This is a genomic window from Bradyrhizobium iriomotense (assembly GCF_018130765.1).
GTDB lineage: Bacteria > Pseudomonadota > Alphaproteobacteria > Rhizobiales > Xanthobacteraceae > Bradyrhizobium > Bradyrhizobium iriomotense_A.
In genome coordinates this window covers 421012-434846 of sequence record NZ_JAFCJZ010000002.1, presented here as the reverse complement: position 1 = coordinate 434846, position 13835 = coordinate 421012, and the positions used below count along the sequence as shown (strand labels likewise).

Annotated in this window: 10 protein-coding genes and 1 riboswitch; of the genes, 7 read left to right on the top strand and 3 right to left on the bottom strand. The window is 64.7% G+C overall.

Annotation, left to right across the window (positions count from 1 at the left end; all coding sequences use genetic code 11):
- Nucleotide 1: 1 nt before the first annotated feature.
- Together JQ635_RS05430 and alaS are read right to left on the bottom strand one after the other, a co-directional pair.
- Nucleotides 2-1228, bottom strand: coding sequence for a cyclic nucleotide-gated ion channel (locus JQ635_RS05430; RefSeq protein ID WP_211408831.1), 1227 nt, complete (start codon nt 1226-1228; stop codon nt 2-4).
- A gap of 5 nt (nt 1229-1233) precedes the next feature.
- The gene (gene alaS / locus JQ635_RS05425) at nt 1234-3912 is read right to left on the bottom strand and encodes an alanine--tRNA ligase (protein WP_211408830.1); all 2679 of its coding nucleotides are present in this window, start codon (nt 3910-3912) and stop codon (nt 1234-1236) included.
- Nucleotides 3913-4131: 219 nt separating this feature from the next.
- Nucleotides 4132-4222: riboswitch (glycine riboswitch) on the top strand.
- Nucleotides 4223-4369: 147 nt separating this feature from the next.
- Between alaS and gcvT the strand changes: the two genes are divergently transcribed.
- Genes gcvT through gcvP form a run of 3 tightly spaced genes read left to right on the top strand, consistent with a single transcriptional unit; the run spans nt 4370 to nt 8796 of the window.
- Nucleotides 4370-5515 (top strand): glycine cleavage system aminomethyltransferase GcvT, encoded by a 1146-nt coding sequence (gene gcvT, locus JQ635_RS05420; RefSeq protein ID WP_211408829.1) that lies wholly within the window; start codon nt 4370-4372, stop codon nt 5513-5515.
- Between the two features lie 11 nt (nt 5516-5526).
- Nucleotides 5527-5895 (top strand): glycine cleavage system protein GcvH, encoded by a 369-nt coding sequence (gene gcvH / locus JQ635_RS05415; protein WP_211408828.1) that lies wholly within the window; start codon nt 5527-5529, stop codon nt 5893-5895.
- Between the two features lie 18 nt (nt 5896-5913).
- Nucleotides 5914-8796, top strand: a complete 2883-nt coding sequence (gene gcvP / locus JQ635_RS05410) for an aminomethyl-transferring glycine dehydrogenase (protein ID WP_211408827.1) — start codon at nt 5914-5916, stop codon at nt 8794-8796.
- Nucleotides 8797-9051: 255 nt separating this feature from the next.
- Here gcvP and recA read toward each other — a convergent pair whose 3' ends face one another.
- Nucleotides 9052-10140, bottom strand: a complete 1089-nt coding sequence (recA, locus tag JQ635_RS05405; protein ID WP_211408826.1) for a recombinase RecA — start codon at nt 10138-10140, stop codon at nt 9052-9054.
- Between the two features lie 423 nt (nt 10141-10563).
- Here recA and JQ635_RS05400 point away from each other — a divergent pair, with 423 nt between their 5' ends.
- The 4 genes from JQ635_RS05400 (at nt 10564) to JQ635_RS05385 (ending at nt 13303) form a co-directional block, all read left to right on the top strand.
- Nucleotides 10564-10782 (top strand): hypothetical protein, encoded by a 219-nt coding sequence (locus tag JQ635_RS05400; protein WP_211408825.1) that lies wholly within the window; start codon nt 10564-10566, stop codon nt 10780-10782.
- Nucleotides 10783-11849: 1067 nt separating this feature from the next.
- Nucleotides 11850-12020 carry a hypothetical protein gene (locus JQ635_RS05395; protein ID WP_211408824.1) on the top strand — a complete coding sequence of 57 codons (171 nt, stop codon included), beginning with the start codon at nt 11850-11852 and terminating at the stop codon, nt 12018-12020.
- 354 nt (nt 12021-12374) lie between these two features.
- Nucleotides 12375-12554 (top strand): hypothetical protein, encoded by a 180-nt coding sequence (locus JQ635_RS05390; protein WP_211408823.1) that lies wholly within the window; start codon nt 12375-12377, stop codon nt 12552-12554.
- A gap of 206 nt (nt 12555-12760) precedes the next feature.
- Complete coding sequence (locus tag JQ635_RS05385; RefSeq protein ID WP_211408970.1) at nt 12761-13303, top strand: hypothetical protein; 543 nt, start codon at nt 12761-12763, stop codon at nt 13301-13303.
- Nucleotides 13304-13835 lie beyond the last annotated feature (532 nt).

The window sequence follows — 13835 nt, the reverse complement described above, 5'->3', positions numbered from 1 at the left end:
CTCAGCGGTCAGTCCGCTCCTGCTCCGCCTGCGCCAGCTCTGCCGCGGCGAGATCGCCGCTGTCGGCCAGCCGCGCCTTCGCGGTGGTATGGACGTGGGCGGCGAGCGTCGGCATGCGCTCGATCAGGGCGTGAAAATGCTGCACGTCCAGCACCAGCAGCCGCGTCTTGCGCGTTGCCGTTACCGTGCCGCTGCGCTTGGTCTTGTGCAGCAGCGCGATCTCGCCGAAGAAGGTGCCGTCGGCGAGCCGCACATTCTGGTTCGGCAGCGCGATCTCGACCTCGCCGGCGGTGATGAAATACATCGACGAGGCGTCATCCCCTCGCCGCACCAGGATCTCGCCCTGCTCGATGGTGCGCGCGCGCAGGAGGCGCATGATGTCGGCGATCTCCGACGCCGACAGATGCGAGAACAGCGGCACCCGCGCCAGCATGCCCCAGGTCACGACGAAATCGCGCCGCTTCACCTCTTCGGCGAACGCCGAGGAGATGATCGCGACCGGCAGCGCGATCATCGCAAAGCCGCTGATGATCGCGAACACCGAGATGAACTTGCCGAGCGGCGTCACCGGCACGACGTCGCCATAGCCGACGGTGCCGAGCGTCACGATCGCCCACCACATCGCCTGCGGGATGGTGCCGAGCTTGTCCGGCTGCACGTCGCGCTCGACGACATAGAGCAGCGAGGCGAAGGTCAGCACCGCGCCGATCAGGATGACGATGCAGCCGATCAGCGCGCGCCGCTCGGCATGGACGGCGGCGAGCAGCGAGCGCATCGCCGGCGAGTAGCGGATCAGCTTGAAGAACGGCAGCACGCCGAGCCCGGCGAGCGTCGCGTGCCGGCCGGTGGCGAGCACGATCGCGGCCGGCAGGAACGCCATGAGGTCGATGATGCCGAGCGCGGAGAAGGCATAAGAGAGCCGGTCGGACAGCGCCGAACCTGTGCGCTGGGTGTGTCCCGCCACCGTCCACAGCCGCGCCAGATATTCGAGTGCGAACACGATGACGGCGAGGATTGCGATCGCGCTGAACAGCGTGTCGAACCGCGCGTCGAGCTCCGGCACCGAGGCGAGGATCATCGCGGCCACATCGAGCACGATGACGCCAATGATGAGCTGGATGAAGCGCGACCCGACCGAATAGGCCAGGGGATCGTGCTCCAGCAATTCGTAGAGCCGATCCCTTAAGTTAGGATCGCGAAGCCCACGCCCTCGCGGAACGAGGCGCATGGGACTTACGCGCCTGCCATCGCTTTTTCGATCGCCGCGAGCGCCGCGGTCGCGTTGGCGCCATCGGGGCCGCCGGCCTGGGCCATGTCGGGCCGGCCGCCGCCGCCCTTGCCGCCGAGCGCTTCGGAGGCGACGCGGACGAGGTTCACGGCGTTGAAGCGCGCGGTGAGGTCAGGCGTGACACCGACCACGACGCCGGCCTTGCCGTCCCCGGTGACGCCCACGATCGCGACGACGCCCGAGCCGATCTGCTTCTTGCCGTCGTCGGCAAGGCCCTTGAGATCCTTCATCTCGATGCCCTCGACCGCACGCGCCATCAGCTTGACGTCGCCGACCTCGCGCACGCCGCTCGCTGCGCCGTTGCCGGCAGCCGCGCCGCCGCCCATGGCGAGCTTCTTGCGCGCGTCGGACAATTCGCGCTCGAGCTTCTTGCGCTCCTCCATCAGCGCGGCGATGCGCGCCGGCACGTCGTCGAGCGAGGTGCGCAGCTCGTTCGCCGCAGTCTTCGCCAGCGCCATGGTCTCGTTGGCATGCCGGCGCGCGTAATTGCCGGTCAGCGCCTCGATGCGGCGCACGCCGGAGGCGACCGCGCTTTCGCTCGTGAGCGTGATCAGGCCGATGTCGCCGGTGCGCTTCACATGCGTGCCGCCGCAGAGCTCGACCGACCAGCCGAGCGCATTGGCGCCGCGCTCGCGCGCGGTCCTGCCCATGGAGACGACGCGGACCTCGTCGCCATATTTCTCGCCGAACAGCGCGCGCGCACCGGCCTCGCGGGCCTCGTCGACGCCCATCACGCGCGTCGTCACCTCGTCGTTTTCCAGCACCACGTCGTTGGCAATATCCTCGACGCGGGACAGCTCCTCCGCCGTGATCGGCTTCGGATGCACGAAGTCGAAGCGCAGGCGGTCGGGCGCGACCATCGAGCCGCGCTGGGCGATGTGATCGCCGAGCACCTGGCGCAGCGCCTCGTGAATGAGATGCGTCGCCGAATGATGCGCGCGGATCGACGAGCGCCTGGAATGATCGACCTCGAGCTGCAGCGCGGTGCCGACCTTCAGCTCGCCGCTCTCGACCGTGCCGACGTGAACGAAGAAATCGCCGAGCTTCTTCTGCGTGTCGGTGACGCGGAACTTGATGCCGCCTTCGCCCGTCAGCAGGCCGGTGTCGCCGACCTGGCCGCCCGACTCCGCATAGAACGGCGTCTGGTTCAGCAGAAGCGCGCCGGTTTCGCCGGCCTTGAGGCTCGCGACTTCCGCGCCATCCTTGACCAGCGCGGACACGACGCCCTCGGCGCTCTCAGTCTCATAGCCCAGGAATTCGGTCGCACCCAGCTTCTCGCGCAGCGGGAACCAGATCGCTTCGGAAGCAGCCTCACCCGAGCCCTTCCAGGACTCGCGCGCCTTGGCTTTCTGGCGCTCCATGGCGTCGGTGAAGGCGGACTGGTCGACGCCGATTCCGCGCGACTTCAGCGCGTCCTGCGTCAGGTCGAGCGGGAAGCCGTAGGTGTCGTACAGCGTGAAGGCGACATCGCCGTCGAACATGTCGCCCTTCTTCAGGGACGCGCTCTTCTCGTCGAGGATGGCAAGGCCGCGCGCCAGCGTCTTGCGGAAGCGGGTCTCTTCCAGCCGCAGCGTTTCCTCGATCAGCTTCTCCGCGCGCATCAGGTCGGGATAGGCCTGGCCCATCTCGCGCACCAGCGCCGGGACGAGACGATGCATCAAGGGGTCCTTGGCCCCCAGCAGCTGCGCATGGCGCATCGCGCGGCGCATGATCCGGCGCAGCACATAGCCGCGGCCCTCGTTCGAGGGCAGCACGCCGTCGGCGACCAGGAAGGCCGAGGAACGCAAGTGGTCGGCGATGACGCGGAACGAGCCGGCAGTCTGCTCCTGCGGCCCGCTCCCGAGCGCGGACGCGGTCGCATCGATCAGGTTGCGGAACAGGTCGGTCTCGAACACGCTGTCGACGCCCTGGAGGACGCAGGCCATGCGCTCCAGGCCCATGCCGGTGTCGATCGAGGGACGCGGCAGGTCCACGCGCTCCTCCTTCGTCACCTGCTCGTATTGCATGAACACGAGATTCCAGAACTCGAGGAAGCGGTCGCCGTCCTCTTCCGGCGAGCCCGGAGGCCCGCCCCAGATGTGCTCGCCGCGATCGATGAAGATCTCCGAGCACGGGCCGCACGGCCCGGTGTCGCCCATCGCCCAGAAATTGTCCGAGGTCGGGATGCGGATGATGCGGTCGTCGGAGAAGCCGGCGATCTTCTTCCACAGACCCGCCGCCTCGTCGTCGGTGTGGTAGACCGTAACCAGCAGCTTGTCCTTCTTCAGCCCGTACTCCTTCGTGATCAGCTTCCAGGCGAGCTCGATCGCACGCTCCTTGAAGTAATCGCCGAACGAGAAGTTGCCGAGCATCTCGAAGAAGGTGAGATGGCGCGCGGTGTAGCCGACATTGTCGAGGTCGTTGTGCTTGCCGCCGGCGCGCACGCATTTCTGCGACGTGGTGGCGCGCTGATACGGCCGCTTCTCGACGCCGGTAAAAACGTTCTTGAACTGCACCATGCCGGCATTGGTGAACATCAACGTCGGGTCGTTGCGCGGCACGAGCGGCGAGGACGGCACGATCTCGTGGCCGTTCTCGGCAAAGAAGTTCAGAAAGGTCGACCTGATCTCGTTGACGCCGCTCATGTTCATCCAATCGGGTGTGCTTGGACCCGCTCCGCCGTCCAAACCGGAAATTAAGGCTGATATCTGCGGGCCAAAGCGCTTTTAGACAAGGCCAGCTTCGCTGTCCAGAAACTGTGCAGAGAGATCAGAGGGTTGCCGCAGGCGCTCAATCCGGTTGAAAGGCACTGAAGTCGCGTTGACAGGCTTGGCTGCCCTGTGGTCTGTACCCATCTGTATCGTACGGCCACGTCGGGAGAGACCGGCTTTAGGCAGCCGGCGCCGAAGGAGCAACCGCCCCGGAAACTCTCAGGCAAAAGGACCGCGTGGCTTTGACAGCATCTGGAAAGAGGCGCCGACGGGCATAAGGGCCCGGACTGCGTCCGCCGACGGGATAATACTCTCAGGCACAGCGACAGATGGGGCTTCGACTGGTTTGTCTCGGGGAATCGTCCCCGGGGAACCGCCGAGGGCCCCTGAGATGCTAGCGCACGACCAAGACTCCCTGAAACGTACGCCCCTTTACGACCTCCATGTCTCCCTGGGCGGCAAGATGGTGCCGTTCGCAGGCTATGACATGCCCGTGCAGTACCCCGCCGGCGTGCTCAAAGAGCACCTTCATACCCGCACCCAAGCCGGCCTGTTCGACGTCTCCCATATGGGCCAGATTGCGCTCCGGCCGAAGTCGGGCAAGGTCGAGGACGCCGCCCGTGCGCTGGAACGGCTGGTGCCGCAGGATATCGTCGCGATCGCCCCCGGCCGTCAGCGCTACGCCCAGTTCACCAATGCGGACGGCGGGATTCTCGACGATCTGATGGTCGCCAATTTCGGCGATCACCTGTTCCTGGTGGTCAACGCCGCCTGCAAGGAACAGGACGAGGCGCATCTGCGCGCGAATCTGTCCGACGACTGCATTATCGATTCGCTTGCCGACCGCGCGCTGATTGCGCTGCAGGGCCCGAAGGCGGAAGCGGTGCTGGCGAAATTCTGTGCAGAGGCGCCCGGCATGAAGTTCATGGACGCCGGCCCGCATGAGGTCGCCGGCATCAAGTGCTTCGTCTCGCGCTCCGGTTACACCGGCGAGGACGGTTTTGAGATCTCGGTTCCGGCCGCCGATGCCGAACGCCTCGCCAAGATGCTGCTGGACAATCCCGACGTGCTGCCGATCGGCCTCGGCGCCCGCGACAGCCTGCGGCTGGAAGCTGGGCTCTGCCTCTACGGCCACGATATCGACACCGCCACCACGCCGGTCGAAGCCGCGCTGGAATGGTCGGTGCAGAAGAGCCGCCGCAGCGGCGGCGCCCGTGCCGGCGGCTTTCCCGGCGCCGAGAAGATCCTTGCTCACTTCGATGGCGGCGCATCCCGCCGCCGCGTCGGCCTGCGTGCCGAGGGCCGTGCGCCGGTACGCGAGGGCGCGCTGCTGTTTGCCGATAGCGCGGGCGGCGAGCCCATTGGAAAGGTCACCTCGGGCGGTTTCGGCCCGAGCCTGAGCGCGCCGGTCGCGATGGGCTACGTGCCTGTGAGCCTGAGCGCGCTCGGCACAAAACTCTTCGCCGAGGTGCGCGGCCAGCGCCTGCCGCTCGCAGTCGCCACCATGCCCTTCGTGAAAAACACCTACAAACGCTGAGGATTTCAGAAATGACCACGACGCTGTACACCTCCGACCATGAATGGCTCGCCATCGACGGCGACACGGCCACCGTCGGCATCACCGACTACGCGCAGCAGCAGCTCGGCGACGTCGTGTTCGTCGAACTGCCGAAGGTCGGCCGCGCGCTGAAGAAGGCGGAAGCCGCCGCCGTCGTGGAATCGGTCAAGGCCGCCTCGGACGTGTACGCGCCTGTTACCGGCGAGGTGCTCGAGACCAACGAGGCGCTGGCCGCCGAGCCGGCGCTGGTGAACTCGGATGCGCAGGGCACCGCCTGGTTCTTCAAGATCAAGATTGCCGACAAGAGCGAGCTCGGCGGACTGATGGACGAAGCCGCCTACAAGGCGCACACGGCATAGAGAGCGATGGAGCAAGCGATGACCGCGCACCGCAAGTCCAACGGCGACACCGCCGCCAATTTCGTTCGCCGCCACATCGGCCCCTCGGTGCGCGACGTCAACGCAATGCTGGAGACCGTCGGCGCCAAGAGCGTCGACGCCTTGATGTCGGAAACGCTTCCCGACTCGATCCGGCAGGCATCCCCGCTCGATCTCGGCAAGCCCCTGAGCGAGACCGAGGCGATCGCGCACATGGCCGAGCTCGCCGCTCAGAACCAGGTCTTCACCTCGCTGATCGGCCAAGGCTATTCCGGCACCATCCTGCCCGCGGTGATCCAGCGCAACATTCTGGAAAATCCGGCCTGGTACACGGCCTATACGCCCTATCAGCCCGAGATCAGCCAGGGCCGGCTGGAGGCGCTGTTCAACTTCCAGACCATGATCTGCGACCTCACCGGGCTCGACGTCGCCAACGCTTCGCTGCTCGATGAAGCGACCGCGGCGGCCGAAGCCATGGCGCTCGCCGAGCGCCACTCGCAGGTCAAGGCGAAGGCGTTCTTCGTCGACAAGGACGTGCATCCGCAGACGCTGGCGGTGATGCGCACCCGCGCCGAGCCGCTCGGCTGGACCCTGGTGGTCGGCGATCCCCTCACCGATCTCGACAAGGCCGATGTGCTCGGTGCGCTGCTGCAATATCCGGGAACCTCGGGCGCGTTGCGCGACCTCAGGCCCGCGATCGCGGCGCTGAAGGCCAAGGGCGCGCTCGCGATCGTTGCCGCCGACCTGCTGGCGCTGACGCTGCTCGCCTCGCCCGGCGAGCTTGGCGCCGATATCGCGATCGGATCGGCCCAGCGCTTCGGCGTGCCGATGGGTTATGGCGGACCGCACGCGGCCTATATGGCGGTGCGCGATGCGCTGAAGCGCTCGCTGCCCGGCCGCATCGTCGGCCTTTCCGTGGATTCGCGCGGCGCGCCCGCCTATCGCCTCGCGCTGCAGACCCGCGAGCAGCACATCCGCCGCGAGAAGGCGACCTCCAACATCTGCACCGCGCAGGTGCTGCTCGCCGTGATCGCCGCGATGTACGCGGTCTATCACGGCCCCGAGGGCCTCACCCAGATCGCGCGCAATGTGCATCGGCGCACCGCCGTGCTCGCGGCCGGCCTGCGCAAGCTCGGCTTTGCGCCGCAGGCCGAAAACTTCTTCGACACGCTCAGCGTCGATGCCGGCGCCAAGCGCGCCGAGATCGTCGCACGCGCAGCTAGCGAGAAGATCAATCTCGGCATCAGCGAAACCAGCTTGCGCATCGCGCTCGACGAGACCACGACGCCCGCGACGGTCGAAGCCGTGTGGCGCGCGTTCGGCGGCCAGCTTTCCTACGCCGAGTTAGATGCGACCACGCGCGAGGCGCTGCCGGAGGCGTTGAAGCGCGCGACCGCCTTCCTCACCCATCCCGTGTTCCACGCGCATCGCTCGGAAACCGAGATGCTGCGCTACATGCGCAAGCTCAGCGATCGCGACCTCGCGCTCGACCGCGCCATGATCCCGCTCGGATCCTGCACCATGAAGCTGAACGCGACCACCGAGATGATGCCGCTGACCTGGCCGGAATTCGGCAGCCTCCACCCGTTCGCCCCGCGCGAGCAGGCCAAGGGCTATCACGCGCTGTTCGCGCGGCTGGAAAAATGGCTGTGCGACATCACCGGCTATGACGCGATCTCGCTGCAGCCGAATTCGGGCGCGCAAGGCGAATATGCCGGACTGCTCGCGATCCGCGGCTATCATGCGGCGCGCGGAGAGAGCCATCGCAAGATCTGCCTGATCCCCTCCTCCGCCCACGGCACCAACCCGGCCTCGGCCGCGATGGTCGGCATGGACGTGGTGGTGGTCGCCTGCGAGAAGAACGGCGACGTCGACGTCAACGATCTCCGCGCCAAGGCCGAGAAGCATTCGAACGATCTCGCGGCCGTGATGATCACCTATCCCTCGACGCACGGCGTGTTCGAGGAGCACATTCGCGAGATCTGCGACATCGTGCACGCTCATGGCGGCCAGGTGTATCTCGACGGCGCCAACCTCAACGCGCAGGTCGGCCTTAGCAGGCCCGGCGATTACGGCGCCGATGTCAGCCATCTCAACCTGCACAAGACCTTCTGCATCCCGCATGGCGGCGGCGGTCCCGGCATGGGCCCGATCGGCGTCAAGGCGCATCTCGCGCCGTTCCTGCCAAGTCATCCTGAAAATCGCCATCCTGCAACGAATGGCGGCGCGCCGGTCGGTCCGGTCTCGGCCGCGCCGTTCGGCTCGGCGTCGATCCTCACCATCTCCTACATCTACATTTTGATGATGGGCGGCGAAGGCTTGAAGCGCGCGACCGAGATCGCGATCCTCAACGCCAACTACATCGCAGCAAGGCTCGATGCGCATTTCCCGGTGCTCTACAAGAACGCCAAGGGCCGCGTCGCGCATGAGTGCATCGTCGACCCGCGTCCGCTGAAGACGACATCAGGCCTCACCGTCGACGACATCGCAAAGCGCCTGATCGACTACGGCTTCCACGCTCCGACCATGAGCTTCCCGGTGCCGGGCACGCTGATGATCGAGCCGACCGAGTCGGAATCCAAGGCCGAGCTCGACCGCTTCTGCGACGCCATGATCGCGATCCGGAAGGAGATCGCCGAGGTCGAGGCCGGCCGCTTCAAGATCGAGGCCTCGCCCTTGCGCAACGCCCCGCACACCGTCCACGACATCGCGGATGATGCGTGGAATCGGGCTTACACCCGCAGCGAAGGCTGCTTCCCGGATGGCGTCTCGCGCACCGACAAATACTGGAGCCCGGTCGGCCGCGTCGACAACGTCTATGGCGACCGGAATCTCGTGTGCTCCTGCCCGCCGGTGAGCGATTACGCGGAAGCCGCGGAGTAGCGAATCGTAGGGTGGGTTAGCGGGCGGCTGCGCGAAGCGCAGTCCGCCGGCGTAACCCACCACTTCAGCATCCGCGGAGACGAACAGTGGTGGGTTACGCCAAGCGGTTTGCGCTTCGCGCAATCCGCAGGGCTAACCCACCCTACGGTACGGCGCCCGAGGCACGATCCCCGCAAAAACGAAACGGGCACTGACGACGTCGGCAACTCAACGTCTTCAGCGCCCGCTCCTCGCGAAAAACTTTCGCGTTAGGTCTTACTCCTCCGCCGGCTCCTCGCCGTCGGCGTCGCTCTCGGGCGTGCCGGCCAAAATCTGCTCGGAGATCAGGCCGGAGTTCTGGCGGATCGCGGTCTCGATCTTGGCGGTGATGTCGGGGTTGGCCTTCAGGAACGCTTTCGAGTTCTCGCGGCCCTGGCCGAGGCGCTGGCTGTCATAGGAGAACCAGGCGCCGGACTTCTCGACGATGCCGGCCTTGACGCCGAGATCGAGGATCTCGCCCATCTTGGAGACGCCCTCGCCGTACATGATATCGAACTCGACCTGCTTGAAGGGCGGCGCCAGCTTGTTCTTCACCACCTTCACGCGCGTGGTGTTGCCGACCACCTCGTCGCGCTCCTTGATCGCGCCGATACGGCGGATGTCGAGGCGGACGGAGGCGTAGAATTTCAGCGCGTTGCCGCCGGTGGTGGTTTCGGGCGAGCCGTACATCACACCGATCTTCATGCGGATCTGGTTGATGAAGATCACCATGGTGTTGGACTTGTTGATGGAGGCCGTCAGCTTGCGCAGCGCCTGGCTCATCAAGCGGGCCTGCAGACCCGGCAGCGCATCGCCCATCTCGCCCTCGAGCTCGGCCTTTGGCACCAGCGCCGCGACCGAATCGACCACCAGCACGTCCACCGCGCCCGAGCGCACCAGCGTGTCGCAGATTTCCAGCGCCTGCTCGCCGGTGTCGGGTTGCGAGATCAGGAGCTCGTCGATGTTGACCCCGAGCTTGCGGGCATAGACCGGGTCGAGCGCGTGCTCGGCGTCGATGAAGGCGCAGATGCCGCCCTTCTTCTGCGCTTCGGCCACCGTGTGCAGTGCCAGCGTGGTCTTGCCCGAGGATTCCGGCCCGTAGATCTCGACGATGCGCCCCTTGGGCAGGCCGCCGATGCCGAGCGCGATATCGAGCCCGAGCGAGCCTGACGACACCGCCTCGATGTCCATGGAGCGGTCGTTCTTGCCGAGCTTCATCACCGAGCCCTTGCCGAACTGGCGCTCGATCTGAGAGAGCGCGGCAGCCAGGGCTTTACTCTTGTCCATGGAAGATCCTTCGACGATACGCAGGGCAGTGGCGGACATTGGGTCGTGCTCCTTATGGCGAGGATTCGCTAGGGGGACAAACGATTGAGAGGCGGGCCGGCGATAAAAACAATGTACCCTATTTGTTCTAGGTTCGCAATATGTTCTTTTGCGGATCTGGGCTGGCCGCATTTGACCCAAGTGTCCTAAGTTGATTTGGAGACTGTCCTAATTCGCTAGCAATCCATCGTTAATAGGAGCATTGTTCCAACATCGCCGGCTGAGGCTCTGCCCGTAGGCGTCGGTGACTGAGAGACCGATTGCACTCCCGCCTATATGGCAAGGGTGCGTGTCATGATCGAACAACCTCATTTCGAGGCCTATTCAATCCCAGCTCGCATTTGTCTGGCCGTCGCCGTCCTTGGCGCTGCACTCCTTCTCGCCGGACTGCTTATGGGCGTCTTTGCGCACTAAGATACAGCCATGAAAGACACGCTGGCCCACCTAGAAATGCTCCGCGTGCAAATCGCCGAATGCGAGCGTATGCAGCAGGCTGCAAAGAGCCAAATTAAGCGCGACGTGTTCGCGAGAGTGCTCGTTCGCTACAGGGCTATAGCCGTCGAGCTTGAGCAGGCGATAGCAAAAATGCCACCGGCTCTCGATACCATCCGTAAAATCAAAGTGCCCTTCCCCAAAGAGTAAGGCCGCATCCGTGGCGGCCTCTTTCGTACCAGTCTAAGCGGCTGAGGAACTATCAGCCTAGCAGCGCATCTCTACGATGCCCCCAGCACGAAAGGTGCCCCCCCAGACTGTTGGAGGAAAACCCCATCAGCGGGTTGGCGGCCCCCCAGTTGGGGCCGTTTATATTCAAAGGCAAGGCCGCCTCAGTTGGCGAAAAGGCGGCCCCAACTCGGGCTGGCTGGAGTTGAGGCCAAGGTACTGGGCCAGCTTTAGGGCGGTGCGCTAGCTCAGGCCCAAACAACCTGCATCGGAACCGTGGAACTAGCGATTGGGCAACCAACCTACCCCGGATTTGCAGTGTCCTAATTCGCCCTCACGGGTGTCCTAATTAGGACAGCACCGATTTCGGGTACTGTCCGCATTTGCCCCCAAGTTGAATCCAGGGGCATCCTGATTTCAATTATCGGACATCGCGGCGACTTATTTTGAACACGCCGCCCGGCTTCCACTTTTTCCCGATCTGGGACAGCCGCCGAATCTCTGGGCGGCGGGATCGAGAACCAAGGGTGGCTCAAATGAAGAAAGTGCTCGTAATCGCGGCTGCGTTGGTCGCTGTGACGTCGGCGGCTCATGCGCGCGGACCGGGAGGAGGTTTTGGTGGCGGTGCGTCCAGCTTTTCGCCCGGCCACTCGTTTCAGAGCAATGGTCCCGTAACCGGCACGACAGGCGCATCCGGCTATTCCCCGGGACATCAGATGCGGTCCAATGGACCGGTGACCGGTTCTCCCGGCGCCTCCGGTTACGCTCCGGGACATGTGAAGCGATAAGATTACGAGAGGCCGCCGACCATGGGTGATCGCGTCACAAACCTGTGGCATGGCCGTTGCACATTGCGGTCAACTGGGATTTCAGCGCTCAGTTAGAAAATAGAGCGCCGCCGGGACGCTCATTTCGAGCCCGGCCGCGCTTTTCCCAACGCCTGATGCGGGCACTCGCCGTCATAAATCCGTAATTCTACGTTACCCGAACCTTCCCGCTGTTCCCGATCTTGTCTAGGTTCAGCGACTGAGAGACGGGGGGCGCGAGTGATGACGGAACACACCCATCTTGGCATGGCGCCAAAAGATCGCCTGTTGGACGCAGCCCGGAAAGAGCTGATCGCGTTCGAACGGCGAGAAATGGAGTTCCGCCAAAAGGACCGCCAGGAGCGCGCGGCGGAGCTTCGCCTTCCCTTGGATAAGATCATCAAGGTCCACTGAGGCCGCGCCGGCAGTTGTCGCCTCCAGAACCTTTGCAATGCGCCCGGGTTTATCCCGGCATGTATCGCCTCTGGTATTTTGCCGCCTTCCTTGCCGTCACCGCGACAGCCTTTGGCGCCTTGGTGGCGTTCGACAAATTCCTTGGATGACGCGAGGCCGCAAAGCCCGCCAGGCCCGAGACCGGCTCGCACATGGGCCGGCTGCTGAAAGCGCCCGCAGCAACACCCTAAGTTCAATGGTGAACCGATGCGGCCCGTGGCAGTTTATTGACATCACCGGCCGAGGCTCTGCCCGTAGGCGTCGGTGGCTGAGAGACCGAGCGTGCTCCCGCCTGCAAAGCAAGGGAGCGCCGCCATGGCCAGCCACAATCACATTTCGCGCGCACGCAATCTGGTTGCCGAGTTCGACGAGCAGAACGCCCTCATGCGCGAGCTGGTGGCGGAGGCGTCGAAAGTGCTCCAATTGCCTGTGCCGGACACGTTCCTCGGCCGCAAGACACAGGAGCCGTTCCCCTGGGAAGAATCCCGTTCTTGAACTGGCTGCCATGATTCTGCGTGATCGGGCCGCGCGACCTCGATGGTGTCGCCGATGACGGGCGCCTCACTCCGGAAAAGATTCTCATCCGGCCGGAGCTCGCGCCCCGTCACCAGTTCTCCGGTCTTGAGCAGAATGCGCTTCACCCAATACGCCAAGGGAAGATCGCGTCCATCTTGCGGGACGCCTCAGTCTGAACCTGCGGAATGACCATCGAAGCCGCCGTGGGAGGTATCCGACTGGCTGCTGTTGAGGCTCGGCCCGACCTCGCGATTATTTCGGTCCGGCCGCACCTTCAATCCCTGCCGAAATGCAAATCCCATGAAGCCGACAAGGACCGCAAGACAGATCGGCGCGAGGATCCAGTCCGGCATTTGGCTCTCCCCCTGATATTCAAGTCGGCTTCATCGTACTGCAAGAGCCCGGCGCCGACGCAACAGCGTCCGTCTTCAGCCGAAGCTGACACGCATCAAAGACACAGCCGCCGCGTGCCGTCATGCTTCCGCAGTCCTGCGGCATCGAACCTTTCGGTGCTCTGCGGCCTTCTCTGGGGTTGGATCGCAACAATCGGGATCTCGGTCATGACGGAAAATACGCAGCACCATGCCACCAGGCGCAATCACCTGCTGGAGGTGGCGCTCGAGGAGATGATCAAGTTCGAGCGCAGGGAAAACGAGTTCCGCAAGAAGGACCGCGAGGAGCGTGCCGCCGAGCTCCGCCTCCCGCTGGACGCGATCAAGGTTCATTAGATCCGCCGGCGCGCGGCGAAACGCCTGTCGCGGGCGGCAAAGGTATTTAGACACCACCTCTAAGCCATTGATCGCGCGAGAGAACCGCACGGCGGCCTACTGTGTATGGGGTTGTTTTGCAGCTTTTTGCAGGACCAACGGCGCGTCCGTGGCCATGCTGGCCCGGACCGGTCGCCGTCTACCCCGCTTCCTGATCCCTACAGCAGCGCCAGCAGCGCGATGCCGATCACCAACACAATGAAGCCAGCCGCTGTCGCGGCGGCAAATGACCGCTCGACGTTATCCATGATGCCACCCCGTTGCCGGCGTGCCACGTTCCCCCATGGCAGCACCGGACTCAGCGGAATCTTGCCTGCGGCTGTGGCCTCAGTGGTGCGATCGGGTGGCCAAATTGGGACCGGTGCGGGGCCAGTCTGCGGCCTGCTCAGCGCTGCGTTCGCTTGCTGCCGTCAGGCGTCCGTAAGCCAACTCGCCTAGTGTCGATCAGCCCGGTGGACCAACACCGGGCCTCCATACCCAGTCGACGACCCCG

Bases quoted from the DNA above. Each gene is read 5' to 3' on its own strand.
- JQ635_RS05430 (WP_211408831.1), bottom strand. From the start codon at position 1,228: ATGCGCCTCGTTCCGCGAGGGCGTGGGCTTCGCGATCCTAACTTAAGG.
- alaS (WP_211408830.1), bottom strand. From the start codon at position 3,912: ATGAGCGGCGTCAACGAGATCAGGTCGACCTTTCTGAACTTCTTTGCC.
- gcvT (WP_211408829.1), top strand. From the start codon at position 4,370: ATGCTAGCGCACGACCAAGACTCCCTGAAACGTACGCCCCTTTACGAC.
- gcvH (WP_211408828.1), top strand. From the start codon at position 5,527: ATGACCACGACGCTGTACACCTCCGACCATGAATGGCTCGCCATCGAC.
- gcvP (WP_211408827.1), top strand. From the start codon at position 5,914: ATGACCGCGCACCGCAAGTCCAACGGCGACACCGCCGCCAATTTCGTT.
- recA (WP_211408826.1), bottom strand. From the start codon at position 10,140: ATGTCCGCCACTGCCCTGCGTATCGTCGAAGGATCTTCCATGGACAAG.
- JQ635_RS05400 (WP_211408825.1), top strand. From the start codon at position 10,564: ATGAAAGACACGCTGGCCCACCTAGAAATGCTCCGCGTGCAAATCGCC.
- JQ635_RS05395 (WP_211408824.1), top strand. From the start codon at position 11,850: ATGACGGAACACACCCATCTTGGCATGGCGCCAAAAGATCGCCTGTTG.
- JQ635_RS05390 (WP_211408823.1), top strand. From the start codon at position 12,375: ATGGCCAGCCACAATCACATTTCGCGCGCACGCAATCTGGTTGCCGAG.
- JQ635_RS05385 (WP_211408970.1), top strand. From the start codon at position 12,761: ATGACCATCGAAGCCGCCGTGGGAGGTATCCGACTGGCTGCTGTTGAG.